The sequence below is a fragment of the Enterococcus nangangensis genome (assembly GCF_005405245.1).
GTDB lineage: Bacteria > Bacillota > Bacilli > Lactobacillales > Enterococcaceae > Enterococcus_J > Enterococcus_J nangangensis.
Map to the genome: position 1 here is coordinate 66620 of NZ_BJDR01000004.1, position 24506 is coordinate 91125.

Sequence of the window (24506 nt, forward strand, 5' to 3'; positions counted from 1 at the left end):
TAAATCTTTGGAGGCTCCTATGAAAACACAAATTCTCAAGCGCCATTTGCGCGGCATTCCGTTATTGGAAGTTTTTCCAGAAGCTGCATTAAGTCAACCTTTACCCTTGATTATTTACTACCACGGCTGGCAATCGCAAAAAGAATTAGTGTTAACTCAAGGCCGCAAGTTAGCCCAACAAGGCTTTCGCGTTTTATTGCCAGATAGTTTGAATCACGGGGCCCGCCGTCAAAAAGCCTCGCAGGTTCCTAGCTTAACTTTCTTTCAAAGCATTCAAGGCAACTTGGCGGAATTTCCTTTACTGGTGGCCGAGTATCAACGACGCGGTTTAATTTTGAATAACTGGCTTGGTGTCGGTGGTGTCTCCATGGGAGGAATTACCACCAGCATGCTCTTAACGGCTCATCCTGAGATTAAAGCCGGCGCTTGTCTTATGGGCAGTCCTCAACCATGGAAATACTTAGAACGCATTCAAGAGCGCGCCCAAGCCGAAAAATTATCTTTAGGCGCTGACTATCCGCAATTAGTCAGTTGGCTTAAATATTACGACTTAAGTATGGCACCAGAAAAAATTAACGGTCGCCCCTTCTACCTTTGGCATGGCACCAAAGACCAACGAATTCCCTATATCGATGTAGCTAGCTTCTATCAAGCGATTAAGAATGAACCTTACGCTAAGCGCACAATTTTTGTTACTGGCGAAGGCCAAGACCACTTAGTCGAACCAGATTTGATGACTGATACAGCTGATTTTTTTACCCACGCATATGAGCTTTAAAGACGCGTAGCGGAAGAATGGGGAAAAGATTGCACGACTTCCAGTAAAAGAAAGAACGATGCAAAATCTTTTGCGAGATTTTGCATCGTTCTTTTTTTAGAAGAGAAACTTGCTCAACTCAATCTTTTAAAATGCCCATTAAAATAAATGTAGAAAAATGTACTGCATTTTTTATAATTTTTGGGGTAGCCTATATGAGGTGCGACACAAAATCCCCAGAAGTGAAAATATTGCACATCTGATTTCAATCCACGCACCTCATGCGAGGTGCGACTTTCATTCTGTTGCTCCAGCTCCTCAATTTCATCAATTTCAATCCACGCACCTCATGCGAGGTGCGACTTGTAACGTGCGTGTATATCTTATTTGTAATCTTGATTTCAATCCACGCACCTCATGCGAGGTGCGACAGGAACCAATGAGCCAATGAGATTAATCACTTTTATTTCAATCCACGCACCTCATGCGAGGTGCGACGAGGAGTTCCTGGAGGATGAGAACAATCTGATTGATTTCAATCCACGCACCTCATGCGAGGTGCGACTCTAATTATTTTAAGCTGCAAAATTATGATGTTATTTCAATCCACGCACCTCATGCGAGGTGCGACTTAGTCAACGTGTGGATTACGCTAGAAAGGTTTTATTTCAATCCACGCACCTCATGCGAGGTGCGACGAACGAGCCATAATTGATGTGGCTTGTAGCATGATTTCAATCCACGCACCTCATGCGAGGTGCGACTATGGCTTAACTGTTCATAAATCTCAAGGAAGTATTTCAATCCACGCACCTCATGCGAGGTGCGACAAGGAGGAAGCGGAATGAAGAATAAAGAGTGGTTATTTCAATCCACGCACCTCATGCGAGGTGCGACAATGACGAAAGCAGAAGAAATACTTATTGATATTATTTCAATCCACGCACCTCATGCGAGGTGCGACCTTAATGCTGACAACTACGATTTTTTAAGCAAAATATTTCAATCCACGCACCTCATGCGAGGTGCGACGGGCCGAATACAGCGACACCAGTCCGACGGGCACATTTCAATCCACGCACCTCATGCGAGGTGCGACAAAAGCAATGCAAGACTTTAACAATGATTACGTGATTTCAATCCACGCACCTCATGCGAGGTGCGACGTGTTCACGCTTTGCTTAAATTTTTCTACTTTTTTAATTTCAATCCACGCACCTCATGCGAGGTGCGACAGTAACGCTCGCCTTTGGCTTTGATTTCCTTTTTAGTATTTCAATCCACGCACCTCATGCGAGGTGCGACATACTTTATATTTATTTTTAAACCCTCCCTGAAAAATTTCAATCCACGCACCTCATGCGAGGTGTGTGGTTACTAGCATGTGAACACAGTTTATTATCCTCGTCACTTGCTTGTGAACGCAAATCGGTACTCATTGTAACAATGTCATTTGACTTCTTCGCATTCTTTCGTTTCGGTTTAAACTTACCGCCATTTTGGCTGTCTGTCAATCCTGTTTTGTATATGAAGACGAGTTTGTATGGGTCAATCGTGCCATCTTCTTCGACACCACCCACAATTACTTTTTCGACAATACTTTCAAAAACATAGCGGTCAAATTCATCAAGGACTTGGTTATTTTGCAACGTCTTTCTAAATTCAGCCAATCGCTTTTTCATGGTATATTCGTTATCCAAGGAATTTTCTAAAGATGTACGTTCCTTTAACAATTCATCTAGCTTCAAGGTTATTTCAGTGAATTTCATCTCATAAGTTTCTTTGTCGATTTTTTCATCTAATCTCATATCAACGAGATTATTTTTTTTCTTATCTAAGGTCGCAATCTTCTTTTGAATTTTATTGAATTGCTTCTCGACACTACTTTCATTCAGTGTTTCATCTAGCTTTTTCAAGAAATCTTCCATTATATCCTTATTGCCATTGCACAACTGGCGATAGCTTTCAACAAAGGCTTTCTCTATGGCTTCTTCTGGGATTCCCTTACTATGAGGACAGTGTTTCTTTCCTTTTTTAGTAGCTACAACACATTGCCAAATATCTTTTTTATATTGGCTACTACTGTGCCATTTTCTTCGTGTGAGTGTTCCACCACAAAATCCACATTCCAGCATACAACTAAAGGCATATTTACGACTATACTTTTGCCGTTTTAAAGTACCATCATTTGAAGCTTGTAATCCTCTTGGAATACTACGCTTCTTTAGTATCTCTTGAGCTTTCTCAAAAACTTCTTCTGTGATAATTGGTTCATGATGATTTCTCAAATAGAACTGGTCTTCTTCGCCATAATTTGCAAGTCGGCGTTTAGAGATAGGATCAACTGTAAATGTCTTACCCAGTAATATATCTCCCTTGTACTTTTCATTTTTGATAATTCCTAAAACCGTTGATTCAGCCCAGTTACTACTACCACGCTTTGTTTTATATCCAAGATTCTCAAGCTCTCTACCAATGACACTTCCGCCTGCTCCCTCGATATATCTATTAAAAATATATTTTACGATTACAGCTTCTTCTTCATTGACAGTGATACTTTTATCCTCTGGGTGATAATCATAACCAAGGCAACCTTGAAATCCAACCAACTCGCCACGGCTCATCTTCATTTTCAAACCCTTTTTAACATTGGCAGATATGTTTTCTACTTCCTGTTGTGCCACTGAACTTAGAACTACAAGTAGTAATTCACCATCCATAGTTAAGGTATTGATTTTTTCATCTTCAAAATAAACCGCAATATTCCTTTCCTTTAACATACGAACGTATTTCAATGTATCAAGTGTATTCCTAGCAAACCTTGAAATAGACTTAGTTATCACCATATCAAGTTCGCCATTCATACAATCGTTAATCAGCCGTTGAAAGTCTGTCCGCTTGTCAACTTGTGTTCCTGTGATAGCTTCATCAGCATAAATATCAGCAAATACCCAATCCTTATTCTTCTTGATTAATTTTGTATAATAGGTAACCTGTGATTTATAACTGTTTAGCTGGTCTTCAGAATCGGTACTAACACGGCAATAAGCTCCTACTCTTAATAATTGTAGACTATGGGTTTTGTTTCTATCTGTTATTGTACGATTCGCTTTAATAATTTCTATTTCTGTCATGTACTTTCACCTCTCTTTTTGTATTCCTTTTATAGTGTTTATTGTAATGCGAATCAAGATACAATTCAAGTAGTAATATTAGAAACAATTCCATAGTCCTTTTTTATTCGTTGTTCCATCTTCTGATATTCTTTATCGCTTATTAGACCATTTTTGTAAAGCTGTTTTAACATAGCCAATTGCATACTATATTCTAACAACTGCATTTTCATAAATCAGCTCCTTTCATTTCAGTAGTCTTCATACATAGCCAGATGGTCTAGGAAAACCCACAGGAATTTCACCTCTGCTCAAACTTGGAGTAGCTACCCAATGCGGTGAAGCGTTCAAGGTAGGAGTATCATTATGGCAATCTATAAATCACGGCTACTTCAATTTCCAAGATTGAAGATTGTAGGTCAAATAGATATCGCTCGTTCAAGAGAAGTCATGGCGCTTTTGCTTACACAGCTTGTTACAGATTGAATGTGTCTGGCTATGCTATTCAGTTGTCAAAGAACGAATCGGCGTTTATTTGCCTATCAAGGATCACAATGGTTTGTGGAACTTGATAGACAAATAATTTTTAAGAGTTCCCCATGCACCAACGCATTTTCTCGATACATGGGGAGGAGATAATTGTTAAATCAGCTCAAAATTTAGAATCGCCATAATTAGCTTGGTTTCCAATGCCCGTTTGATTTCTGACTCTACATGAATGTAGGGATTGCCAAATTCATCAAATAAGGTTTTCTGCGAGAGTTTAATCATGTAGTGTTCAAAGTGTTTTAAAATCTGGTTCATAGCTATAACATCGCCTTGAACCGCCAGCACAATGATTGGGAATGGTAATACGTTCTGCTTATTCATTTGTGTGTTCCTCCATAAATTTCCGTAATTCGTCCAAAGCATTTTCCTTGTGATAATGCACGGTACTTTGAGCAAGATTCATCATTGAAGCAATATCCATTTCTTTCATATCCAGAAAATACGAAAGCAGGATAATGTCTTGCCGTCTTTTTGAAAGTGATTCAATTGCCTGTGCAATCAGAATATTTTCAATCGGTATCTCGTAATCAAACACTCTAAAAAAGATACATTCGGCTTCGTAATTATCCAGACTACATAGCTTTACTAAATCATCTGGTGTCAGTGCTTCTAAAGAAATGAAGCGGTTTTGCCAGCGTCGATTATCTTCATAAATGGTTCTCGCTTGATTCCGCAGGACTGTTTTACAGAAGCTATCAAATTGATGTTCGATAGTCTTTTCATAATCAGAAGTATTCGCCATAAGATTCACCCCCTTTCCGCTTTGCAAAGGCGAGCTATCCTTTGCTCACTCCTATCACTGACGGGAGGGGGTAAAATATCGAAAAATCAGAAAAAAAATTCAAAAAAAATACACATTCGATCCTTGCGGAAAAAATGTGTATCTGAAACTTGTATTCAGTTTTAATTTTAATCACTTCACACATAGGCATAATGGCTCCTCCTTGCTGCCACTACACCAATAACTGCGTGTCTAGTTTTATGTCCATCAATCAAAAAAAGCCGATAATTGGAAGTTTGTTTCAACTCCTTAATTATCGGCTCTGCGTCTTAGCGTCTGGCTCTTTTATGATTGTTGTAGCTAATTTTTTTATGTTTATCATAGTTTCTTGTTTGCATTTAGGACAAAATATGGGAAGGTTGTTTATGATAGTATCCTCACATATTTTGATTCTCGTTTTGCTCTTACATATTGGACAAAGAATCCATTCTTGCTTTACCAATAATCTACCTCCCATTTCCTACGTTCTGCACTAATGCTCAAACGCAACATCCTTTGTTCATCAGCAAATTCTAAACTACTTTATTAAGCTTAATAAATAAGGTATTATTGCTACCGTAAATACACCTATCGGCAAAATATACTTTCTTGGGTTTTTCCACACCTCCTGTTTTGTCTGCCAAGAGCGAATTGGATATTTCCTTTCTAACAACAAAGTTATGACTGTTTCAAATATTACAAGGACTGTCCCTGTTACAATAACGACGATACTTAGTTTTCCCATAGCCGCAAAGAGCAGTAGGGCAAAGGAATTTGCAATGGCAAAGTAAGTCATTACAAACAAACCATAAATGCCATACATCAAATGACTGCACTGCGGAAGCATTTTTTCGTGCCGCGAAAGATATTTATCCCCTGAAAACATTGTTGATACTGGTGTATTTACGGCAACAATACACCAAACCATATTTGATAAAATTGGTGTTTCTTTAGACATCGCCATAAAAACGCTTGCAAATATAAATACAAACACTGTATTTATCAATGTACTTTTCTCGCGCAAAAGCACAATAAAAAAATAGTTCATTTGACGCAAGCGATTATTTCTAACTTTGCCCTCTCTATTCACGGCAAGATTTTTGGGATTTGCTTTCAATAGGCAAACTGTACCGATTAAAAATATGCATAACAACACCCAAAAATTAAGAACATGATTTCGTGATAATATGAGTAAAGTATATAATCCTGCAACTAGAACAACGAAACAGCACAAGTAAAATGTTTGCTTCTTATTCATACTTATTAAGATAGCTGTATCTAAAACAACCGCAACAATTGCGCTGATGATTAGGTAAGTTATATTCAAAACTGGCATTTTTACAAAAAGCGCCACCACTATGATAACAAAGCTCATGCGTTCCAAAAGCAAGACAAAAAGTTGAGCAAAGATAAATGAAAAAAACACTTCTGATTTTTTGTAAGGTAGCATAAGATAGGCTCTAATTCTATTCATAGTCGAGTATGACAATATGCTGTATAAAGTTGTCAAAAAAGCCATTGATAAACCAATGCTTGACATTACACCTGTGCTAATCATAAATGCTGGATTACTTGAATGGTAATAAAAAGAAATAGCAAAAAACAGTATAATTTCAATTCCTGTTCTGATAATTTTTCTCTTTGTCACAAAATCAAAAAGGAATAGTTCTGCCTTATTCATTAAGCCACCCCTCAAGCTGAGTACGAATATCTATGCCTCTTTCAATATTTCGGCTATCTATTACACCACCATTCAAAAGCAAAACATAATCGCAAGTTTTTTCAAAACTTTCTGCTATATGTGAGGACATCAGAATCGAGCCATACTTTTTATATCCGGTAATTGCTTCATATAAAAACTCGGAAGAACTAAAGTCTAAACCATCTAATGGCTCGTCTAAAATAAGGAGAGGTAAGCCCAAAGAAAAGCCAGTTATTAAAAACACTTTTTTCTTGTTACCAGTGGATAGGTCTTTAATCTCATAGTTTTTGAATTTGCCAAAATTAAAACCATTTATCAAATAGTTAAGATAATCTTGGTCGAGTTTCCTCTTATAGGCTTTTGCAATAAATGAAATATAATCTTCACATCGCCAGTACATAAATGCCTGTTCGTCGGTGAAAACAGTATAGCGCTCCAACTTAAATGCTTCATCAGAAAATGCAACCGACTCTCCTCTGAATGAAATTGCTGTTGCGGTATATTTTTCGTGGACATCAGAAATCGTATTGATTAAAGTTGACTTCCCTGCTCCGTTAAATCCGAGCAAACCGACAACGGTATTTTCACTGATTGACAAACTTGCTTCTTTGATAATATTCTTATCAGCTTTATACCATATTTTGATATTTTTAATCGTTAGCATTTTATTCCTTCTTCCCTTTCCTCTTAAACAGTACAGAAACGATAAATGCTACTCCTGCTAATGCCGTAATAGCAGCTATAAGATACTCACTACTATCAAAATATTTAATGCTAGCTATCAGCATAACAAGTCCTATACCTACTCTGAAAACTATCTGTGTTTTTCCCTTTAACATTGAATTACCTCCTAATTTATTTTGCGAATTACAAAGTAGCAAACCAAATAAATACACAAAAGAATACTACAGAAATGCGATACCTGTTCAAACAATGGTGAACCATTTAGCAAAAGGTAAAGTGAATAAACGTAAGCACCCATAGTAGATACTATAAATGCGGCACTACCTGCCTTACATGACAGCAATAAAACTCTTTCATCGGCCATTTGGGTTTCTATTTTTTCAAGTTTCTTTTTATTTCTCAAAGCAGGTATATAGCGGATTGCCCTAAGTATTCCAATTAAGAACAATCCCACACCGTTTATTAAAAACATTTCTATTCCGGCATATCCGCTACCTTTTGTAAGAGATACTGCAATCAGCATAATTCCGAATAGAATACATAGAAAACCAAAAGCAAGGTTTAACTTTATTCGAGTTTTAATCTTCATTATCATAGTCCTCCACAATAAAAATTTCATCCACAGGTACACCAAAAAAGCGCGATATTTTAATCGCTAGGATAACGGATGGATTGAACTTTCCGTTTTCGATAGCGATAATTGTTTGCCTTGTGACTTTCATTTTTTCGCCTAACTCTTGTTGCGTAAGTTTATGCTGTTTTCGTAGTTTTTGCAGATAATTTTTCATGTCCTCCACACCCTAAAAATGTTAAGTCTTATTTACATTCTATCACAATCCCAAATTTTGTAAACAATTATTTTCCCTTATTATGCAAATTTGAGAGGGCTTAATGACTAAAGCAAAATCATGACAAACAAAGCGTTTAAGTTTTTCTCTGTGATAGAATTATGGATATTTCAGAATGTCAATGCTATATATCTAAGCCAAGACAAGGGCTTCTAAATTATTCAACAAACATATTTAAGCCTGAAAATGCTACGGATTTTGAAGCACAAATATCAAATAAAGGAGTAGATCTACTTTATAAATAAAATTATCCGTCTGTGGAATTTAGTTAACTGTGATGGACAATATAAAATAAGAATATTCTACAATGTAGGTGAAGAAAGATTAATTGCTTATTATTTCCTCACATATGGTAAATTGATTAATTCTATCTAGAACAGTTAAAATTCCTCGTATTAGAACGTGGAAAGGAACTGTACCAGTATTATGAGAATCTATAATAATAAAGCATACAATGTTGAGAGCTGTACGCCATAAGTGTTATTTTATGATTTTCCAATTCTCGGCTTTCTCTAGCACCAATTCATACTGTGATAACTGTGTCACTTTGGTTTCTTGGTCTAAGTATTTCACAGTCACAACCACCGTTACTTTGTCATCTTTCATAGCGTAGACAGGATTCACCAGCTCTTCAAATACATAGTCCTTATTGATGGTAGGTAAAGCATTATTGCTGACATAGTATGCCAGTTCCTTATCGGTAGCTTTTGGATAAAGTTTGAAGAACGTTTCTAAAAAGCTGTTGATTTCTTCACCCATCATAGCGTTCACTGTACCGTCACTTTCTACCTGCTTTGGTTTGAAGTCGGATTTTTCTGGTTTGCTACTCATGGTTGGATTCTGCACAATTACCATGTCACCAGCCTTATCCATGTGAACAATTACGGTATAGGTAGATAGCACATTCTTCTTTGCTTCCCCCTCGGTTAATTGTTGTTCCACCGAGAATAACACCTTAAAGTCAGTATCGTTTATTTCCGATACATTCCATATCTGAACTTTTCTAACGGCAGAGCTGGTGGGAATATCCACTCGCACCATATCGGTATTTAATAGCTGTAAATCCTCGGTGAGATAATGTTTTAGCCGTTCGTTTCGCTTACCAATGGATTCTTGGCTTTGTTGCCACGAAAAATATTCGCTGGCGAAAGATTCCACGTAGCTTTCTACCTTATTGGTATCAACTATCTGCTTTTCAATGACATCTTTCTCATGGATGGTGTGCATATCAATAGCGGTGAAGTTCTTATACACCCCAAAGCAGGTACTACCAATCAGCAGTACCCATAGAGCTATTGTCAGCTTCTTATGCGTTCCCACCTTGATAGTGTGGGGCTTTTTTTGTTTCTTTGGTTTTGGCTCTTTTTTGGTTCGTTCGATTTTTAATTTCATCTTATCAAATCCTTTCTTATCGGTTTATCACTCGACCAGCTCCAATTAAATGAGCTTGCCAATAACTACTGTTCAAGTCGGCATAACCAATCGGATCACCTGCGTGAAACATTTGGTTATTGCCTACATAAATGCCTACATGTGTCACATAACTACCTGCGTTATAGGTAGAGTGGAAAAATACCAAGTCGCCAGCTTTGGCCTCGGACATGGAAATATGTGTTGTTGCGTCGTATTGAGATTGGGCGACACGAGGTAACTGGATTCCAGCTTTGCCATAACACCACTGAACAATGCCAGAACAATCAAAGCTGGTACTTGGTGACGCACCTCCAAAGACATACGGAAAGCCCTCATACTTTAGAGCTTCGTTCATGATGGATTGAACGGTTTCATCATCAAAGTGCGCTGGACGTAGGTATTGTTTTACCAGCATGACATAAAACATATTGCCGTAGTTGTACCGCCAGCCCCCATTGATGGGGATTGCGATTGGGTTAGGGTAATCCACTTTCTTGCCACCAGCCTTATCCCTTGAAAAACTCTCTGCCAGTGCAAAGGTGTATTTCTTACCTTTTTTTGCTACATAGTTTAGAACTCCGACACCATAGTTATAACTTTGAATCACAGAATCAATATCACAGCCAAGGCTTTCCGCACTGGCTAATAATTCGCTGAAATATTTACAACCTTGTTTGATGGATTCTTCGGTACTTAAACTATTGGGCGGTAGCCCAAGGGATTCACTGGATTGCATAACATCGACCGCAGTACCGCCAGATTCCACCTGCATAATTGCCAGAATGTAATTGACGTATTCCTCAATGCCAAACTCCTTACAATATTTCACTACCATAGGTTTGTGTTTTAACACTTCCGCTGATACGTTCAGACCACCATTTTCTAAATCAAAACCACCGCTAGAACTATCGTCGGAATCCGCAAATACAATCACCATAAAAAACAATAGACCAAAGAACAGGGAGAATACCACACCAGAGATAGCCACGTATTTTAGCTTCATTTCTTACGCCCTCTAGTGGTTGTTGTTTTCTTCGTCGTTCTGGTTGTCTGTTTCTTAGTCGATTGGTTCTCCTTTACTCTGGTTGGCTCTTTGGGTAGAATTGTCCGATTGTCATATGGACGATTCTTAATGACTGGCGGTTTTGGTGGGTGCTTGTCAACCTGTACATTTTCACGGCTAATCGTTGGTGTCCGACCAGAGCTTTCCGTTTTTGGCGTTGGTGGTGTCGCCGTCACAGGTCTAGTCGGTTTGGTTTCCATAGTTGCTGGTTTGGTTTGCCTAGTTTCTGTTGGTGCTACTGGCTTATTGCGATTCTCATAATCACGCTGGTACTCTCGTTGACGCATAGAATACATAGATTCAGTCTTATCTTTATCCTTCTTTTCCTTATCCAGTTCAAGGCGTTTTTGTGCAAGATTGGCTCGTTTCTGGTTGCGGTTCTCGGCTCGTTCTTCTTGCTTATGTTTTCTGGTTTCACTTACCGATTGGGTGAAGTCCGACGCATTTTGCACAAGGTCACGCTTACCCTTATGAAGTGCATACTTCACATTGGTAGGAGCGTTTTTTACTTGCTCGGTCATATCCTTGGCTTTGTCTACCACACGATTTTTGGTGTCCATGACTTGACCTGTTTTCTCACCGACTTTTTGTCCCATAGAGCGAGGTTCAGTGGTTGGCTTCGTCGGATTTCCTCTTGTGGTTGAACCGCCGCCAGCAGTAGAGCCGTTTGTCCGTTCATGGTTGGCTTTGGTTGTTTTTGCCGTGGTATCTTTGGGCGACTTACTACTTGGAGATTTCTCAATGGCGTGATTGACGCTTCGTTGTAACTTCCTTGCTTGGCGGTTCATAAACATACGAGGTCTACGGAACATACGCCGTCCGACATTCTGGGAATCGTTGCCTTGTAAGGCAAACATACTCATGATGTCGCCTAGCTTAAAGTAGATACCAGCGAACGTAACTATCTGTAAAAACATAATCATAAAGAATGGTGAGCTGGCAGAAATGGAGTACAACATAGTAGAAATACTAAATGCTACGGTAATAATCAGCGTAATACCAGCTCGTGTCATAATTACATTGAATAACTTAGTAATGGCTCGTTTGCCTATGCCCTCAAAACTCGGAATCATACTAAGTAAAAAGCTAATCGGTAGAAACATGGCAAAGATGATAAAGAGTACCTGCGAAAATATCATGATTCCAGTCAGCAGGAATACAAATATCGAGATTCCGATATTGAAGATAAAGAGGAAGAATACCGTACCAAGTCTGGATATGGTATTCGTAATGGTTAAGTTCTTATTGTTTTTATCCTCGATTTCCTCAATGACTATATCTTCTCTATCTTCGCCGTTGTTGGTGTCTGGACTGGTCGATAATAAATTCTCTACTCGATCAGCACCAAGAGCGTCAACGTCGGTTGAGCCAAATTGTAAGAGTAACCACGGTTGTTTCACTTGCACTGAAAACAAGCTGTCACGAATCATATACACGCTATCTTTGCCTTGGCTGTTGGTATCTGGTAAGACAATCTTTGTACCCACATCAAGGCTGGCGTTACTCACATCCTTGGAAAAGTCGTTAATCTTGCCAATGTAGTCCGGAGCATAAGCAATGAATGAAGTCGATACGATAAAGACCACCACAAAGTTTAAGACTGCTCGGACAGCTTTGGTAGTTTCACGCTTCAATAACCCTGTGTAAGCAACATAGATTCCCAATACTAAAATAAGTATCAATAGGAATCCTACATAAAAGCCAGAACTGGAAAATCCTGACCTTGTTACACCTACAATGGTTTGTATATTTTTACCGATTGAATCAGCGGTCTTGCATACGAAATCTAGGCTGTATGCTTCTTGTACCAAGTAGCCTGTGGCATTAGATAAGTACAATGAGATTGTCCAGATAAAGTTGGTGATGGCATAAAGCCCATACATCACGGATTTACCTAAACCGTCCGACCAGTTCCACGGTAGCCAGCCCCAGCTATTATCAACATAAAAATCGAGCTGATAATTGGATAGCCCATACTTGGAATACTCATTGGCGGTATTGATGGTATCGTCTACTAAGCCAGTCGCATGAGCCACCGTACCGACACTAGCAAGCATAAAGATAATCGCAACTACGGCGACCACCGCTAAACTTGCGAATCGTAAAATCTTCTTGGGTAAGGGCTGTTGTTTTCGTGCTTGCTTTTTCTCGGCTTTCTTTTGTCGTTTAATTAGCTTTTCCTTTCGTTTTGTTTCTTTATCACGCATTATTCCACCTCATTTCTCACTGGTGGTCTGGTATCAAAGGCATGGAGTAGTTCTTCAAAGATTGGGTGGAACTGCATTACTCCAACACGTCCATAAAGGTCACTGATAAGGCATTGTCCATTTTCCAGTTCTCGTAGCCGTTTTTGGTTGCTTTCATCTTCTTTATCCACACCGAAAAATTCTAGCGTTTTCTTGATTTCCACTAAGTCCGTAGAACGGAACGCAAATTTCAGACCGATATTGTTTTTCATCTTTTCGTCCAATAAATCGTCGGCATTTTGGGTAACAAAATAGACCCCAGCGTTCATGGCTCGTCCAGCTCGGACTAGCTTCATGGATAAGGTCTTTCCTTGGGCGACTTGTAAGAAGCTCCACGCTTCGTCAAGGTCTACGATTTTAAAGATGGAACGGTCAGAGTGAATAAAGTCTAAGGCAAAGGTACTAATGACAATGAGCATTGCCACACTAAGTAGTTCCATTGTTGTGTATTCCTCAAAAGAGGTGTCTGCGTCTGGTAATACCAAGTCGGCTACTTGAATGATGTTCAGTTGTTTTTCTAAGCTGATGGACTGTTTCACATTGCCATCACTAAAGAGTAGGTGTGCAAAGTCATAGTCCACAAAACTTTCGATATGGTCGGCAATGCTATTACTGATGGTGGTATCTTCTTTTCGGAGTTCACCAATTACCAGTAGTAGCCCTCGTTGCTTACTTTGGGTGACGTTACGAATGGCTTTTCTAAGCACAGGGAATTTTTCACTATCCCTTGATGAAATACCAGTAAGGAACGTGAGAATATCAATCGCCAGACTTTCCGAATCTTTCTTGCGTTTGAGAATCACGTAAGGGTCAAGTAAGCCTTTGTTTTCTTCGTCACTGGTAAGGTTCACGATATTAATTTCATGGGCGATTTCTGGTAGAGTTTCTTTCCAGTTGCCACGTTCGGCTTTGGGGTCAACAATCACCACTTGACCGCCGAATAATACAGCGTAGTAAACCAGCATATTGTTACTAAAGGATTTACCACCACCAAGCGAACCAAGAAACGCCGACGCTAACGCATTGGTGACTGAACCTTTTACCCCTTGACTGGCAAGGCTTGGTTTGAGGTAAATATTGCGTCCAGTATCAAGGTTATAACCGACATAGATTCCCTCGGTTTCCCCTAACATTTGGGTCGCACCGAAACCAAGTCCAGCCAAAAAATCAGAAGTCACGTACTGGATATAATCGTTTAGGTAGCGTTTGGACGCTGGGATAAATTCGCCGTGCAATCCTAACATATCCCCAAAGGGACGAACGAGTTTGATAGATAAGTCGTCGTAGAAGTCCTTGACTTCATCACACCGTCTTTTCAACTCGTCGAGATCCTTTGCGGACACTCGGATAACATAGCTCAACTTATACATGGATTCTTTGCTTTGGTCTAAGCTACTTTCCAGCTCATTGACGGAATCCAAAGCGTCTACGACATTAGAACTGGTTTCGTTATCACTTTCCCAAGCGTGGCTGTCTAAATCTTTGAGTTCCTTTTTCTTGTTGCGAACTGTCGTTAAGGCTTTCTTATTAGCGACGATTTCCACGTTCATACTGGTGTCGATTGGGAACGTGAATTGTTGTTGCTGGTAGTAAAAGATTTCACTACTTGGAAAGTCCAGCTCACCCACAATCGAGTTAATGGTGAAGTAGGCAACATAGGTTGTCATGTCCTCATGTTCCAATCGCAAGTACCGCTGATTTTCCTCAATCAAGCAACGAGTAGGTTTAAGAATATCGTATTTTTTTACCAGAACCTCTTTATTGCGGTAGCGTTTTGGCAAGGGATATTCGTATTCCTCATAGGGTGTTCCAGTTTGACCGTAGAGATGTTCAATGATGTAACCAAAGTCGTTTTTATCCAGCTTGCGGATTTTAAACCGTCTGGATATTTTACTTTCCAACAAGTGTTCCATCTTTGAGAAGCGGTCAATTTCATCATTGCTCATAGATACAAAATCGCCCATGAGTTTGTGATTGACACCGTGGATAAATTCTTCAAAGGCTTTCTTAATTTCTGCACCAATGCTTTTGATAGATACTTCTTGGTCGTTCAGCAATAACTTAAAACCAATAAAAAAACGATAGTCTACTTGATTGTCACCAATCATAGAAACTAACGCTTCGGTTTGTTCATCTATTTTTTTGTGAGCTACATCTTTTAGCCGTCCAGTCACTTCCTGCTTAGAGCGTTCCTGTGTCGCTCGAATACTAGATTCCGTCGCCAGTTGTATGGCATGGATTTTGCCATCACGGTTTTGGGCGATAAGCTGACGGAAGTTATCATGAACTTGGTACTTTTCGTCTGGACTTAAAAAGCTGTAATTGTAAGGTATCAACTCATAGTAGGCGAAGCATTCGCCGTCATGGTTGAACACCAGGTTGTTTTCAATATATTTAATTGGGTACGCCATAATACATTTCACTCCTTACTATGGTGATGGTTTCATCGAACCGTTGATTGTGTAGTTTTAGTGGTTTTCCAACATAAGTAACTTTAGGCTTCACCATGTAGGTGATAATTGATTTTAGGAATCCATAGGGCTTTTTACCATCAAAGGTTTTCTGGCTCATGAACCATGTCAGTCCAACAGGGATTCCCACGTATTTAAGTAATGCACCGTCAATCATAGATAGCGGTGGTAAGTTTCCAAAGAGTATCACTAAGAATAGTGACACCACAAACCATGTCATTTGGGTAAAGGTGACAGGGAATGGGAGCTGTAAATCATTGATAGCATAAATTACTTTTTCCACCGACCAGATAGAGGTATAGCTTTTAATTTTCTTCATTTCATCACGTCCTTTCTGTTTTGTTGCATAGAAAAAGAGCAATCGACTATAATAGCTGATTGCTCTAAATATTAGATATTTATTTGTTGTTATCCTTTTTTAGTGGTGCAAGAATAGCAAGTCCATAACTTATAAGAAATTCGATGTTTTCCTTTAGGGATTCACGTTCTGCCAAACTATCTACGGAACTATGTCTGAAACATTGAATCTTTTTCCGATAAGCGGTAATTTGTTCATTGCTGATGAATCCGCAATATATAGTTTCTGTATCTAACGTAATAAACTTCTTGCCGTCTTTGAGTAAATACTCAAGTAGGTTAGCTATTTCTTTTAGCTTTTCTTCATTTGTCATATCTTGAAATTCCGCACTTCTCGTAGATACTATTTGGAATAGTTGATTAATTTCAGATTGAACATAAAAATTCTCAAGTATTTTAAATTTTAACGTATTAATCAAGTTTCTGCGGTCTTGCCACGCAACCTTACTAGAATCACCTATACCATGAGCAATTAAATATGTTCGCACTTGTCCAGTTGCAAAATCGTTCAATGATACAGGATTTTCCAGTAACTCTGGAAATTCTTCAATGACATATTTATTTTTATACAAGTAATGACAAATAAGTATGAACTTGCAGTTATCTTCCAAGCCGTATGAACTTTGAGGTTGAGTTAAACTGCGAAATTTGTTTATGGCTTCTTTGCTTGAACTTACATATAATTTTTCATATGGCGCAGGAGTATCTTCAAATAAATTCACCTGTCCATTTTCAATTTCTTCTCTAAATTGATAGTATGGGTTGCTTACATCAACTTCTTTCAAAAAATATTCTAATAGTTCCATTTTTATCCCCCCCACTAATTTATATTATAACAAGAATTATAAGCGGAGGGTGAATAAGTTTATCTACCCACAGTATTCAAACACACCATGCGAAGTGACGAGGTAGTTGCCCTCGATTTCCATATCACGACCAAGGGATTGATAGTCAATATAGTTTTGTAGGTTGCTTGGTACTTCCCCAAGCTGTCCAGTTTCTTCCACGTAGTAGCGAGCAATATCTTCCATAGAATCACAATCGCTATAACAATGAATGTCGTCTACGTGTTCCAGCAATTCTTCTAAAGAGCCAAACCACATACCTTGAATTTCTTTCAATTCTCCCAAGATAGGTGAACCCTCTAATTCCATAACCAGTTCACATAGGCGGTTGATTTCATTAATGGAAGTATACTCGCTGATTTCAAAAGGTAACTCGTAATCGTGAATGGCGTATTCTTCATATTCACCATTCAAGCCGATACGTTCTTCCACTTCTTCAAAATCAATAGGTGGGGTGAACCATGCTCCTACCAGTTCACCCTCATTGTACTTGCCAAGATTGGCAATATAAACTTGCATTTCCATAGTAATACCTCCTACGCACCGATAATCTGGTTGAATAGACGAAGTAGTACATCTTTCACACCACCAGCGTTGAATACCAGACCTACGGCAATCAAGGCGATAATCACAAAACCAATCAGCTTTGAGAACTCACGCTTGAAGCCTAAATACAGACCAATCACCACAATAGCGAGTAGCACCAGTGATTGGGCGTTGCTTAAAAACCAGTTGTATAAGTTTTGTCCAAAATTCATTTAGCATTCCTCCTTTGAATTTCTTCTAGTTGTTTGTCTGCTTGTTTACTAATTTGCATTAGGCACATCAAGGTAACGCCAATGAGGACACCTAAGCCAATTAGTAGAAAACGGCTAAGTAGTAGCCACATAAAATCCTCCTTTCATCAAAAAAGCGACCTCTGTTTTAGAAGTCTCAAGCTAAGTCTTTATTTTGTTTGATAGTTCTGCTAGGTATTGTTGGCGGTTTTCCAAGTAGCGTTCTACTCGTTCCAACAATTCCACCGCAGTCATGTTTTCCCCATACACCGTTGTCTGATTAGGATAACGTGGGTAAAAGGTTTTCTTATAAAAATCGTATCGGTAAATATCACCCCCTTTATATTCATTCTCGATAATGAGGGAAGTGTACTTGCCAGTATCTTGAATATAGATTTCCAATTCGATACCGCAAAGAAAGCCAAGCTCGTAGAGCTTTTCAGTCAATAGGCTACTCATACGATAACGTCCTCAACTGACAAGTTCTGTTGTTCAATCAACCTTTCGTGTTTCTCGGTTAGTTTGGCTTCCTTTATCATTTCTGGCAGGACATTAGTTTCATTTAACACATCAAGAATACTGGTTACTTTCAAAGTAGGTGCTACTTGATGGCGTAACCAGTTTAGTGTCCGCTCGTAGCTGTATGGCTCTGGTTTGGTAGTTAAAGGTAATTCACCTCGATTCTTTCCAATGAACCATTCCCAGCGTTCGTTTGTCTGCCAGTCGCTACGACGTTTGGTATCGTCTTTGTCCGCAAAACGTAGATACCGATTGATAATTTTAAATGTCGTTCGCTCGGCATTTTCAAATTTCAGTAAATCCTCAATGGCTTTACTGGCTCGCTCATTTTTCAAGCGAATCTCAAAGCGGTTCTTCACGTCCGCTTCATCAAGAGGAATATCATTCTTGACGTATTGCTCGTAGTCTTTTTCATAGATACAGAAGTAGACCTCACTTTTCATTGAACCAATGTAGAGGGTATTTCCCATATCTGGTTTTTCGTCACGGTGGACTAACTCACCACTACGGTAATTCTTGAAGCTACGAAAGACCGAGATACATTCTTCTTCATCACACTTTTTTGCCAGTTCTGGAATATCTAAGATTCCTACCTTGTCATTGATGGCAAGGTCTACTCGCTTGAATACAGCTTTGACATTTAAGCAATCTCGGAAGAAGTCATACCAGCTACGGTGTTGTGCCAGCAGGAAGTTTTCGTACTGGCGACAACCTTTTCCTTTGAGTTCCAGCAACACACCTTTGGTTAAGTCGTGGGAACAAAGTACCACCACATCACCGAAGCGGTAATGTTCTGGATAGGAGTAATAACCGAAATCCTCATGAATCATGTAGTCAATATTCAGCCGTAAAATATCATGAATGACAAAGGCGACATCATCTGTGGGAAACCGAATCCGCACATAGTCGAATAACATTTCTAAGGGGTTATCTGGATTGAATCGTTCTAGGGATTCCAGTAAGGCTTCTTGAACTTGGGAAGTGGGAATCACTTTTCCTGTTTCAATATCTGAAAGATACTGTCTAGTGATTCCAGAAGCTATTGCCAGTTTATTTTGCGATAGTCCATAAGTCAGCCTTTTGTCCTTTAATTCTTCAATCCAAGTGGGTTGTTTCAATCGCATTCCTCCAATCAAAAAGGCAGGTGTCAACTTTTGGGGTCTAGTTGACATCTGCCGAAAAATCGCAAATCCCTTGTACTATCTGGGATTTTCTTATTAAAATCACTGTTTCTTGTTGTTTTTGTGCCCCCCTGTTAGGTATAGGGGGCTAGTCGCTTGGCGTGGCTTACGCCACACCAAGTCAACGCTCGTCTGTACCTGTGGCTTGCACTTCGTCCGCCACTGGCACAGTCGGCGTTCTGGCTGTTAGGTTTCCTATGTTTTTTAGGAAGTCATATTTCTTTGGTACAAGTGGGGTGTAAAATTCACTGATGACACTTGTTCCAACGTCTACATAGCCACGCCCTTTGATGGGCTTTAGGAAAAACTGCTTTTGCACGTCTGAACCAAACATCATGCCATAGCCTAGCTCACTCATACGCCCAAGGGCAACACGGAAGTTGAACTGGTCACGGATTCCGTCGCCTAAGTATTTTGCATCTGGACGCTGGCACGCTAAGATTAAAAAGAATCCTGCTTGTCGTCCAAGCATGACGATCTGTTTTAACTTATCGACCACCTTGGTACTTTCTTTTCCCAGCATATCCATAAAGGCGACGTATTCATCAAAGATTAGAAAGTTCGCTGGTAAGCCTAAATAGGCGTAGTTTTCCCCAGTTTTATAATTGGGGTCGCGTTTCATTTCTTCACTGCGTGCCAGCATATCTTCGTAGAACTGTTCAATACACGCCAGCATATCGTCTTTGCGATAGTAGACATTATCCATGATAGTTTCTAGGTCTGCCAAGTCAGCGTTCTTTGGGTCTAAGACATAGAGCTTGGAATCGGTGTGAAGCAAGGCTTCAATGAGGGTCAAAATGAAGTAAGTTTTCCCTCCACCAGTACCGCCGGCAATCAACATATGTGGCAGTGAATCATACGCCCAATAGACGTTATTCATCAGTTTCAAGCGTCCATCTTTGGCAACCACTTCATCAATTGTGATACGGCTGGCGATTGTGTCATAGAGCAACGTATATTCAATGTAGGATTCCTTTAGCTCTTTATCGACTAGTTCGCAGAACAAGCCAGTTTCCAGCTTCTTTTCTAACTGTAGGAGCTGGTCTTGGTATTTTCCCATAGTGATTTCCACGTTAATATGGATAAGACCATCTTTCAAGTAATAATACAGCTTAGGAAAGTGGCTGATTTTCTCTTTCGTCTTAGAGCTTGGCAGGTCTTTAAAGAAGCCATCATCTTGAATCTGCTCTGCTTCATACCAGCCGTTTTGTAATACCATATGTGCCAGCTTTTGGCGGTGTTGCAGTTGCTTCACGGAATCAATGCGGTATCGGTAATACAAGAGTCCGAATAGTAGGCATACAAAAAGGGCAGTGATTACACTACCCCAGAAGTATGGTCTATGAAGTTGCCTAATAAGGCTATCTATAGTAACGGTATTCCAATCCACCGCCATGAGTGATGATAAATGAAACAGAATCATCACCAGTAAGAATATGAAGCTGAATCCTGCTAGTGCGGTGTTGTAGAATAGGCTTTTGTCGCTGGCATGGATTCGTTTGCCTTTGTATTTAAAGATTGTATCACTCCTTTCATAAAGCAATGTTTCTTAATTAATCATCAAACTCACTTTCAATTTTTGAGAAAAGTAATTCCTCTATTACTTGCTGAACTTTTTGTTTAATTGTTCGTGCATTTTCACCTTGAGTTGAAATTAATGGACTAACCGCTTCATAAATATCATCAGAAGTGAGTAAATTTGAATATTCATCAGCTCTATCAGCAATTTCTTTTAAAGTAATATCACGAATGGTATCACAATCAAAATCATTGAACGGAATAAACTTATCAATTCTATAATATATAGGCAGTCCTAAATTATCCATCATCTGTTTTTTGTCCAGATAGTTAGCTGTTAAAATGATAAACATACCTGACGTACTCACTTCATAGGAAGCATCTTTAAAGACTTCACTATCGAATAATGTATAAAAAGCCGAATAAAAGTAGTCTGGACATTTATCCAATTCATCAAGAAATATCAAATTTGAATTCCGTTCTAATAAATCAAATCCCAGTGTTTTTCGATTAGGTTGTTCCCCAAAAAAGTAATCTGAATATGTGGTATTTTTAAACATAGATAAATGTTTTTCAACAAATTTATCACCATAAAATTTATTTGCAATTTCCCTAACAATTTCAGTTTTCCCTAAACTACTGTTTCCATATAACATAATTACGTATGGTTTCTTTCGTTCTACTTTTGTCAAATACCACATGGATTTTGTGATTTCTTTCAGTGCTTGTTCTTGACCGAAAATATTTGTTGAAATAGAATGCATATTTTCAACAAAATCTTCCTCATTCATATCAGTTGTATATATTTCTGAAGAATATTCAACTTCACAATCTTCATTTTCTTTTACATATGCAAGATATTCTTTTAATCTAATTGGAGGATTGTGAATGTATATCGTAGAATCTTCATTACTCAGTTCATCAATCAGAACACCTATCCTATCATGTGCTTGTTCAGTAATCCCACTATAATTATCATTATAAACAATGAGTATGTCTGCATGATTCTCAAAAGGAATCCCTTGAGTTTTCCTTTCATCAGATTCTTTAACTAAATCTAAAAAAGTGGCAACATTATCATCATCTTCCCAATTAGGGAGCTGGCTCTCAAGTTGACTCTTAAAATAGGTTTTAGAACCGATAGAAACGATATATTTCCTGTTATTACTCATCTGTCCCTCCTGTACCATTATCCGCAGAAATAGAAGCATAAACCACGTCATATAATTCTACTGTTTTTTCATCTAGAATGTTTGTAGAATCATCATTAGTAACAGCGTCAACGTCAAATGTCTTTTTCTTAGAGGGATATTTTTCAGCTAATGTAGAAGCTGTTTCTACGCCAGATATTAAAGTTTGCATTTTTGTAATCTGTTTGATGAAATCAAATTGTCCAGTTTCAAATGTTCCAACTGGAATACAATATACGTCCATAATTGTAGTAATTACGTCATTTCTTTTATAGTTACTCACAAAAGCGGAGTTATTAAAACGAATATAACGATTATCATCAATTTTGTATGTGTCATATCCATCAAAGTCATTCATTACAGCATTAAATTCTTTCACATTAACACCATCTACACCACCTTGTACCATATTTAAATAACCACCTGCAACCCGAAAAAAGGTTGAAGAATTCTCAATATCATCTAACTTTACCCCCGTTATAGGGGTGAGATTAGATTTAAGCGATTCAAACTCTGAAATTTCAGTTGATGTGATAGTGGTAGTTTTATCCCTTTGTAGAATATATAAAGCAGACATTTTACCTGAAAAAAGGAAGCCTAACCTTTGAATGAAAGGAACGCCTAGTTTTATTGAAGTATCTGCGGAAACTTCACCGCTCCCTTTTATACTAGAGCTAACGCCAGTTTGTGTTGATTTTTCACCTTTATTTGATTCTTGCAGAATATTGCTTATTGTCTCTTTATCAAAATAGATGATTTTATTTATAGTGTTCATACATACTCCTTTCAAAATAGAACAAGTGGTAAATAACTAATTCCTTGTTCTAATTCCTAATCTTCTAAAGACGATTGGAAAATTTCGTTTAATTTTTCTGCAATTTCATCAGGTGTCATCATACTTGTGTTCATAGCAAGTTTACCAGCTAAGGTTGGGCTGAAATCTTGTATTTCTTTTTTAGTAATGTCGTGCCAAATTGGTAAAATGACTTTTCCTCCATTGGATTCAATCTGAAAGAGAGCTTCTAGCTCATAATTTGTCCAATACTTCTTGATGTAATTTCTCGATAAGATTACTACACCAAATTTTGATTTTTTTAGCCCTTTATCAATTTCAGCCCTAATACTATCACCCCATTTTATGGAGATACTATCATACCAAACTTTTAGTCCGTGCTTTTCTTGGAGAATAGCTGAAAATTCATCACAAAAACTTTCTTTATCTTCCGCCGCATGAGATAGAAACACGTCAAATTCTTCTGTACCATCAGAGTTAAATACATTATCTGATGAAGTGGCAATAGCTGATTGTTCAGTTACTTGCTTTGTTAAATCTGAAATTTGTTTCTCATAGGTAGCATAGACTTTTTCTTGTTGTTTAACTAAAGACTTGGCTTGCGTTGATTCTTCCTTTTGTAACTTTAAGGTTGCGTCTGATAATCTTTTTCTCTTATCAGCCATTTTTTTGTTAATATCAGCTTTATCAGAAAGGACTTTTGCAAGTTCTTTTTGATAACCCTCAATTTGACGTGATTTTGTTCTTAGCATAGAAGCAGAAGTGTTTTTTGTAATACTTCGTTGAGTTGTTCCAATTTTCTTTGTTCTGTCAGCTTCTTTTTTTACTAAGTCAGCCATCTTTTTTTCTAGTGAAGCTATGTCCTTATTTAGTTGATTCACTGTTCTTTGTGCTTGTCCAACGCTCATTTACTATCCTCCATATGTTTGATTTCTCTTATATTATAGCAAAGGGAGAGATAATATAACATGCATTTATTTTTTGTCTAAGTTCTGTTTCTGTGAGTTTGAATGATTGCCAACAGGCTTTTTCAATACAATATCGTCAGCTTTGATATACCAGTCCACATCAGCACCCATATAGGTGGCAGACGCTACCGTATCCGCTACTGGATTGATAAGTTCCACTTCGGCGTTATACTCAAAGTTTTTCTCGCCAGCAGAAGCAGGAATACTAACTTGAATCATACGACCTTGTTCTTTCGATTTAAGGTCATAAGTCCGTTCTTTTATCTGTTCTGTAACATTGCCCTCCTCATCAGTGATACGAACTTCACGACGCAAGGCTGAAAACTTCAATAATCCAAATGTCTTTTCTTTTTCAATGACAATTCCTTGTGCTAATCTCATATTTTTTACCTGTCCTTTCTTATGCCTTTACCATATCATCAGCGTGCATGATATAGTTTGTAAATCCTCGATTGCCAATCTTATAACCTTCGGCAGTAATCTTTGGGTTAATCAAACAAATTTTATCTTCTGATTCAAAATGCTTTTCGCCTGCTTCGGCAGGTAAGACGACTACAATATCATCTGCACGCTGAACCGTTGAATATAAATTGTAGCTTCGTGAGAGAATGGTCTGTCTGCCATTGATACGTCGTTGTTCGGCCTTGCCCTCGCCAGCGTATTCTAATATTCCAAATGTCTTTTCCATATTGGGAATGACGTGTTTTAATTCCATATAGTTTTACCTCGTTTCTTTCTGTTTTTATATAGTTG

27 protein-coding genes, 1 pseudogene and 1 CRISPR repeat array are annotated in these 24506 nt (G+C 38.4%); of the genes and pseudogenes, 1 reads left to right on the top strand and 27 read right to left on the bottom strand.

The annotated features are described in order from the left end of the window. The first annotated feature begins 19 nt into the window (after positions 1-19). Positions 20-778, top strand: a complete 759-nt coding sequence (locus FFM57_RS02610) for an alpha/beta fold hydrolase (protein WP_137598952.1) — start codon at positions 20-22, stop codon at positions 776-778. 241 nt (positions 779-1019) lie between these two features. Continuing rightward, a CRISPR array of direct repeats spans positions 1020-2130; the repeat unit is 33 nt; unit sequence ATTTCAATCCACGCACCTCATGCGAGGTGCGAC. A gap of 597 nt (positions 2131-2727) precedes the next feature. On the opposite strand, the pseudogene FFM57_RS09945 reads toward FFM57_RS02610, so the two are convergent. The 27 genes and pseudogenes from FFM57_RS09945 to FFM57_RS02745 all read right to left on the bottom strand — a co-directional run. Beyond that, positions 2728-3891, bottom strand: a pseudogene (locus FFM57_RS09945) (recombinase family protein); the annotation flags it as partial. A gap of 65 nt (positions 3892-3956) precedes the next feature. After that, positions 3957-4103 carry an SHOCT domain-containing protein gene (locus FFM57_RS02620; protein WP_137598953.1) on the bottom strand — a complete coding sequence of 49 codons (147 nt, stop codon included), beginning with the start codon at positions 4101-4103 and terminating at the stop codon, positions 3957-3959. A 409-nt stretch (positions 4104-4512) separates the two neighbouring features. Further along, positions 4513-4740, bottom strand: coding sequence for a helix-turn-helix domain-containing protein (locus tag FFM57_RS02625; protein WP_137598954.1), 228 nt, complete (start codon positions 4738-4740; stop codon positions 4513-4515). After that, the gene (locus tag FFM57_RS02630) at positions 4733-5161 is read right to left on the bottom strand and encodes a sigma-70 family RNA polymerase sigma factor (protein WP_137598955.1); all 429 of its coding nucleotides are present in this window, start codon (positions 5159-5161) and stop codon (positions 4733-4735) included. The genes FFM57_RS02625 and FFM57_RS02630 overlap by 8 nt, the downstream gene beginning before the upstream one ends. Positions 5162-5453: 292 nt before the next feature. After that, complete coding sequence (locus FFM57_RS02635; RefSeq protein ID WP_212741477.1) at positions 5454-5657, bottom strand: cysteine-rich KTR domain-containing protein; 204 nt, start codon at positions 5655-5657, stop codon at positions 5454-5456. Between the two features lie 60 nt (positions 5658-5717). Next, positions 5718-6860, bottom strand: coding sequence for a hypothetical protein (locus tag FFM57_RS02640; RefSeq protein WP_137598957.1), 1143 nt, complete (start codon positions 6858-6860; stop codon positions 5718-5720). After that, positions 6853-7545, bottom strand: coding sequence for an ATP-binding cassette domain-containing protein (locus FFM57_RS02645; protein WP_137598958.1), 693 nt, complete (start codon positions 7543-7545; stop codon positions 6853-6855). Before FFM57_RS02645 ends, FFM57_RS02640 begins: the two co-directional genes overlap by 8 nt. Before the next feature lies 1 nt (position 7546). After that, entirely contained in the window at positions 7547-7720 is a 174-nt protein-coding gene (locus tag FFM57_RS09820) for a hypothetical protein (protein WP_170999863.1), read from the bottom strand. Positions 7721-7731: 11 nt separating this feature from the next. Beyond that, positions 7732-8154: a hypothetical protein gene (locus FFM57_RS02650; RefSeq protein WP_137598959.1), complete on the bottom strand. Its 423-nt coding sequence runs from the start codon at positions 8152-8154 to the stop codon at positions 7732-7734. Beyond that, positions 8144-8353 carry a helix-turn-helix transcriptional regulator gene (locus tag FFM57_RS02655; RefSeq protein ID WP_137598960.1) on the bottom strand — a complete coding sequence of 70 codons (210 nt, stop codon included), beginning with the start codon at positions 8351-8353 and terminating at the stop codon, positions 8144-8146. The genes FFM57_RS02650 and FFM57_RS02655 overlap by 11 nt, the downstream gene beginning before the upstream one ends. 540 nt (positions 8354-8893) lie before the next feature. Continuing rightward, positions 8894-9805 (bottom strand): conjugal transfer protein, encoded by a 912-nt coding sequence (locus tag FFM57_RS02665; RefSeq protein WP_137598961.1) that lies wholly within the window; start codon positions 9803-9805, stop codon positions 8894-8896. Between the two features lie 16 nt (positions 9806-9821). Further along, complete coding sequence (locus FFM57_RS02670; RefSeq protein WP_137598962.1) at positions 9822-10829, bottom strand: bifunctional lytic transglycosylase/C40 family peptidase; 1008 nt, start codon at positions 10827-10829, stop codon at positions 9822-9824. Continuing rightward, entirely contained in the window at positions 10826-12946 is a 2121-nt protein-coding gene (locus FFM57_RS02675; protein ID WP_246023364.1) for a CD3337/EF1877 family mobilome membrane protein, read from the bottom strand. The genes FFM57_RS02670 and FFM57_RS02675 overlap by 4 nt, the downstream gene beginning before the upstream one ends. A 149-nt stretch (positions 12947-13095) precedes the next feature. Beyond that, complete coding sequence (gene tcpF, locus FFM57_RS02680) at positions 13096-15546, bottom strand: conjugal transfer ATPase TcpF (RefSeq protein ID WP_137598964.1); 2451 nt, start codon at positions 15544-15546, stop codon at positions 13096-13098. After that, positions 15530-15925, bottom strand: coding sequence for a conjugal transfer protein (locus FFM57_RS02685; protein ID WP_137598965.1), 396 nt, complete (start codon positions 15923-15925; stop codon positions 15530-15532). The genes tcpF and FFM57_RS02685 overlap by 17 nt, the downstream gene beginning before the upstream one ends. Before the next feature lie 79 nt (positions 15926-16004). Next, positions 16005-16769, bottom strand: coding sequence for a hypothetical protein (locus tag FFM57_RS02690; protein WP_137598966.1), 765 nt, complete (start codon positions 16767-16769; stop codon positions 16005-16007). Positions 16770-16832: 63 nt separating this feature from the next. Next, entirely contained in the window at positions 16833-17333 is a 501-nt protein-coding gene (locus FFM57_RS02695) for an antirestriction protein ArdA (protein ID WP_137598967.1), read from the bottom strand. Between the two features lie 11 nt (positions 17334-17344). Beyond that, on the bottom strand, positions 17345-17566 hold the full coding sequence (locus FFM57_RS02700) for a hypothetical protein (protein ID WP_137598968.1): 222 nt from the start codon (positions 17564-17566) through the stop codon (positions 17345-17347). After that, entirely contained in the window at positions 17563-17697 is a 135-nt protein-coding gene (locus FFM57_RS02705) for a DUF3789 domain-containing protein (RefSeq protein ID WP_137598969.1), read from the bottom strand. The genes FFM57_RS02700 and FFM57_RS02705 overlap by 4 nt, the downstream gene beginning before the upstream one ends. Before the next feature lie 49 nt (positions 17698-17746). Beyond that, positions 17747-18043 carry a hypothetical protein gene (locus FFM57_RS02710; protein ID WP_137598970.1) on the bottom strand — a complete coding sequence of 99 codons (297 nt, stop codon included), beginning with the start codon at positions 18041-18043 and terminating at the stop codon, positions 17747-17749. Continuing rightward, entirely contained in the window at positions 18040-19236 is a 1197-nt protein-coding gene (mobT, locus tag FFM57_RS02715) for a MobT family relaxase (RefSeq protein ID WP_212741479.1), read from the bottom strand. Before mobT ends, FFM57_RS02710 begins: the two co-directional genes overlap by 4 nt. A gap of 169 nt (positions 19237-19405) precedes the next feature. Further along, positions 19406-20803, bottom strand: a complete 1398-nt coding sequence (locus tag FFM57_RS02720) for an FtsK/SpoIIIE domain-containing protein (protein ID WP_137598993.1) — start codon at positions 20801-20803, stop codon at positions 19406-19408. Positions 20804-20837: 34 nt separating this feature from the next. After that, the gene (locus FFM57_RS02725) at positions 20838-21974 is read right to left on the bottom strand and encodes an AAA family ATPase (protein ID WP_137598972.1); all 1137 of its coding nucleotides are present in this window, start codon (positions 21972-21974) and stop codon (positions 20838-20840) included. After that, entirely contained in the window at positions 21967-22767 is an 801-nt protein-coding gene (locus FFM57_RS02730) for a DUF6414 family protein (protein WP_137598973.1), read from the bottom strand. Before FFM57_RS02730 ends, FFM57_RS02725 begins: the two co-directional genes overlap by 8 nt. 56 nt (positions 22768-22823) lie before the next feature. Continuing rightward, positions 22824-23693, bottom strand: coding sequence for a TIR domain-containing protein (locus tag FFM57_RS02735; RefSeq protein WP_137598974.1), 870 nt, complete (start codon positions 23691-23693; stop codon positions 22824-22826). Between the two features lie 66 nt (positions 23694-23759). Next, complete coding sequence (locus FFM57_RS02740; RefSeq protein WP_137598975.1) at positions 23760-24134, bottom strand: YdcP family protein; 375 nt, start codon at positions 24132-24134, stop codon at positions 23760-23762. 19 nt (positions 24135-24153) lie between these two features. After that, positions 24154-24468, bottom strand: a complete 315-nt coding sequence (locus FFM57_RS02745) for a YdcP family protein (protein WP_137598976.1) — start codon at positions 24466-24468, stop codon at positions 24154-24156. Positions 24469-24506: the final 38 nt, after the last annotated feature.

Excerpts from the sequence above, each read along its gene's own strand:
- FFM57_RS02625 (WP_137598954.1), bottom strand. The coding sequence starts at position 4,740 with ATGAATAAGCAGAACGTATTACCATTCCCAATCATTGTGCTGGCGGTT.
- FFM57_RS02630 (WP_137598955.1), bottom strand. The coding sequence starts at position 5,161 with ATGGCGAATACTTCTGATTATGAAAAGACTATCGAACATCAATTTGAT.
- FFM57_RS02685 (WP_137598965.1), bottom strand. The coding sequence starts at position 15,925 with ATGAAGAAAATTAAAAGCTATACCTCTATCTGGTCGGTGGAAAAAGTA.
- FFM57_RS02670 (WP_137598962.1), bottom strand. The coding sequence starts at position 10,829 with ATGAAGCTAAAATACGTGGCTATCTCTGGTGTGGTATTCTCCCTGTTC.
- FFM57_RS02655 (WP_137598960.1), bottom strand. The coding sequence starts at position 8,353 with ATGAAAAATTATCTGCAAAAACTACGAAAACAGCATAAACTTACGCAA.
- FFM57_RS02640 (WP_137598957.1), bottom strand. The coding sequence starts at position 6,860 with ATGAATAAGGCAGAACTATTCCTTTTTGATTTTGTGACAAAGAGAAAA.
- FFM57_RS02745 (WP_137598976.1), bottom strand. The coding sequence starts at position 24,468 with ATGGAATTAAAACACGTCATTCCCAATATGGAAAAGACATTTGGAATA.
- FFM57_RS02705 (WP_137598969.1), bottom strand. The coding sequence starts at position 17,697 with ATGTGGCTACTACTTAGCCGTTTTCTACTAATTGGCTTAGGTGTCCTC.
- FFM57_RS02650 (WP_137598959.1), bottom strand. The coding sequence starts at position 8,154 with ATGAAGATTAAAACTCGAATAAAGTTAAACCTTGCTTTTGGTTTTCTA.
- FFM57_RS02620 (WP_137598953.1), bottom strand. The coding sequence starts at position 4,103 with ATGAAAATGCAGTTGTTAGAATATAGTATGCAATTGGCTATGTTAAAA.
- FFM57_RS02665 (WP_137598961.1), bottom strand. The coding sequence starts at position 9,805 with ATGAAATTAAAAATCGAACGAACCAAAAAAGAGCCAAAACCAAAGAAA.
- FFM57_RS02635 (WP_212741477.1), bottom strand. The coding sequence starts at position 5,657 with ATGGGAGGTAGATTATTGGTAAAGCAAGAATGGATTCTTTGTCCAATA.
- FFM57_RS02700 (WP_137598968.1), bottom strand. The coding sequence starts at position 17,566 with ATGAATTTTGGACAAAACTTATACAACTGGTTTTTAAGCAACGCCCAA.
- FFM57_RS02645 (WP_137598958.1), bottom strand. The coding sequence starts at position 7,545 with ATGCTAACGATTAAAAATATCAAAATATGGTATAAAGCTGATAAGAAT.
- FFM57_RS02725 (WP_137598972.1), bottom strand. The coding sequence starts at position 21,974 with ATGAGTAATAACAGGAAATATATCGTTTCTATCGGTTCTAAAACCTAT.
- FFM57_RS02695 (WP_137598967.1), bottom strand. The coding sequence starts at position 17,333 with ATGGAAATGCAAGTTTATATTGCCAATCTTGGCAAGTACAATGAGGGT.
- FFM57_RS09820 (WP_170999863.1), bottom strand. The coding sequence starts at position 7,720 with ATGTTAAAGGGAAAAACACAGATAGTTTTCAGAGTAGGTATAGGACTT.
- FFM57_RS02730 (WP_137598973.1), bottom strand. The coding sequence starts at position 22,767 with ATGAACACTATAAATAAAATCATCTATTTTGATAAAGAGACAATAAGC.
- FFM57_RS02710 (WP_137598970.1), bottom strand. The coding sequence starts at position 18,043 with ATGAGTAGCCTATTGACTGAAAAGCTCTACGAGCTTGGCTTTCTTTGC.
- FFM57_RS02740 (WP_137598975.1), bottom strand. The coding sequence starts at position 24,134 with ATGAGATTAGCACAAGGAATTGTCATTGAAAAAGAAAAGACATTTGGA.
- FFM57_RS02690 (WP_137598966.1), bottom strand. The coding sequence starts at position 16,769 with ATGGAACTATTAGAATATTTTTTGAAAGAAGTTGATGTAAGCAACCCA.
- FFM57_RS02610 (WP_137598952.1), top strand. The coding sequence starts at position 20 with ATGAAAACACAAATTCTCAAGCGCCATTTGCGCGGCATTCCGTTATTG.
- FFM57_RS02735 (WP_137598974.1), bottom strand. The coding sequence starts at position 23,693 with ATGAGCGTTGGACAAGCACAAAGAACAGTGAATCAACTAAATAAGGAC.
- tcpF (WP_137598964.1), bottom strand. The coding sequence starts at position 15,546 with ATGGCGTACCCAATTAAATATATTGAAAACAACCTGGTGTTCAACCAT.
- FFM57_RS02675 (WP_246023364.1), bottom strand. The coding sequence starts at position 12,946 with ATGCTTGCTAGTGTCGGTACGGTGGCTCATGCGACTGGCTTAGTAGAC.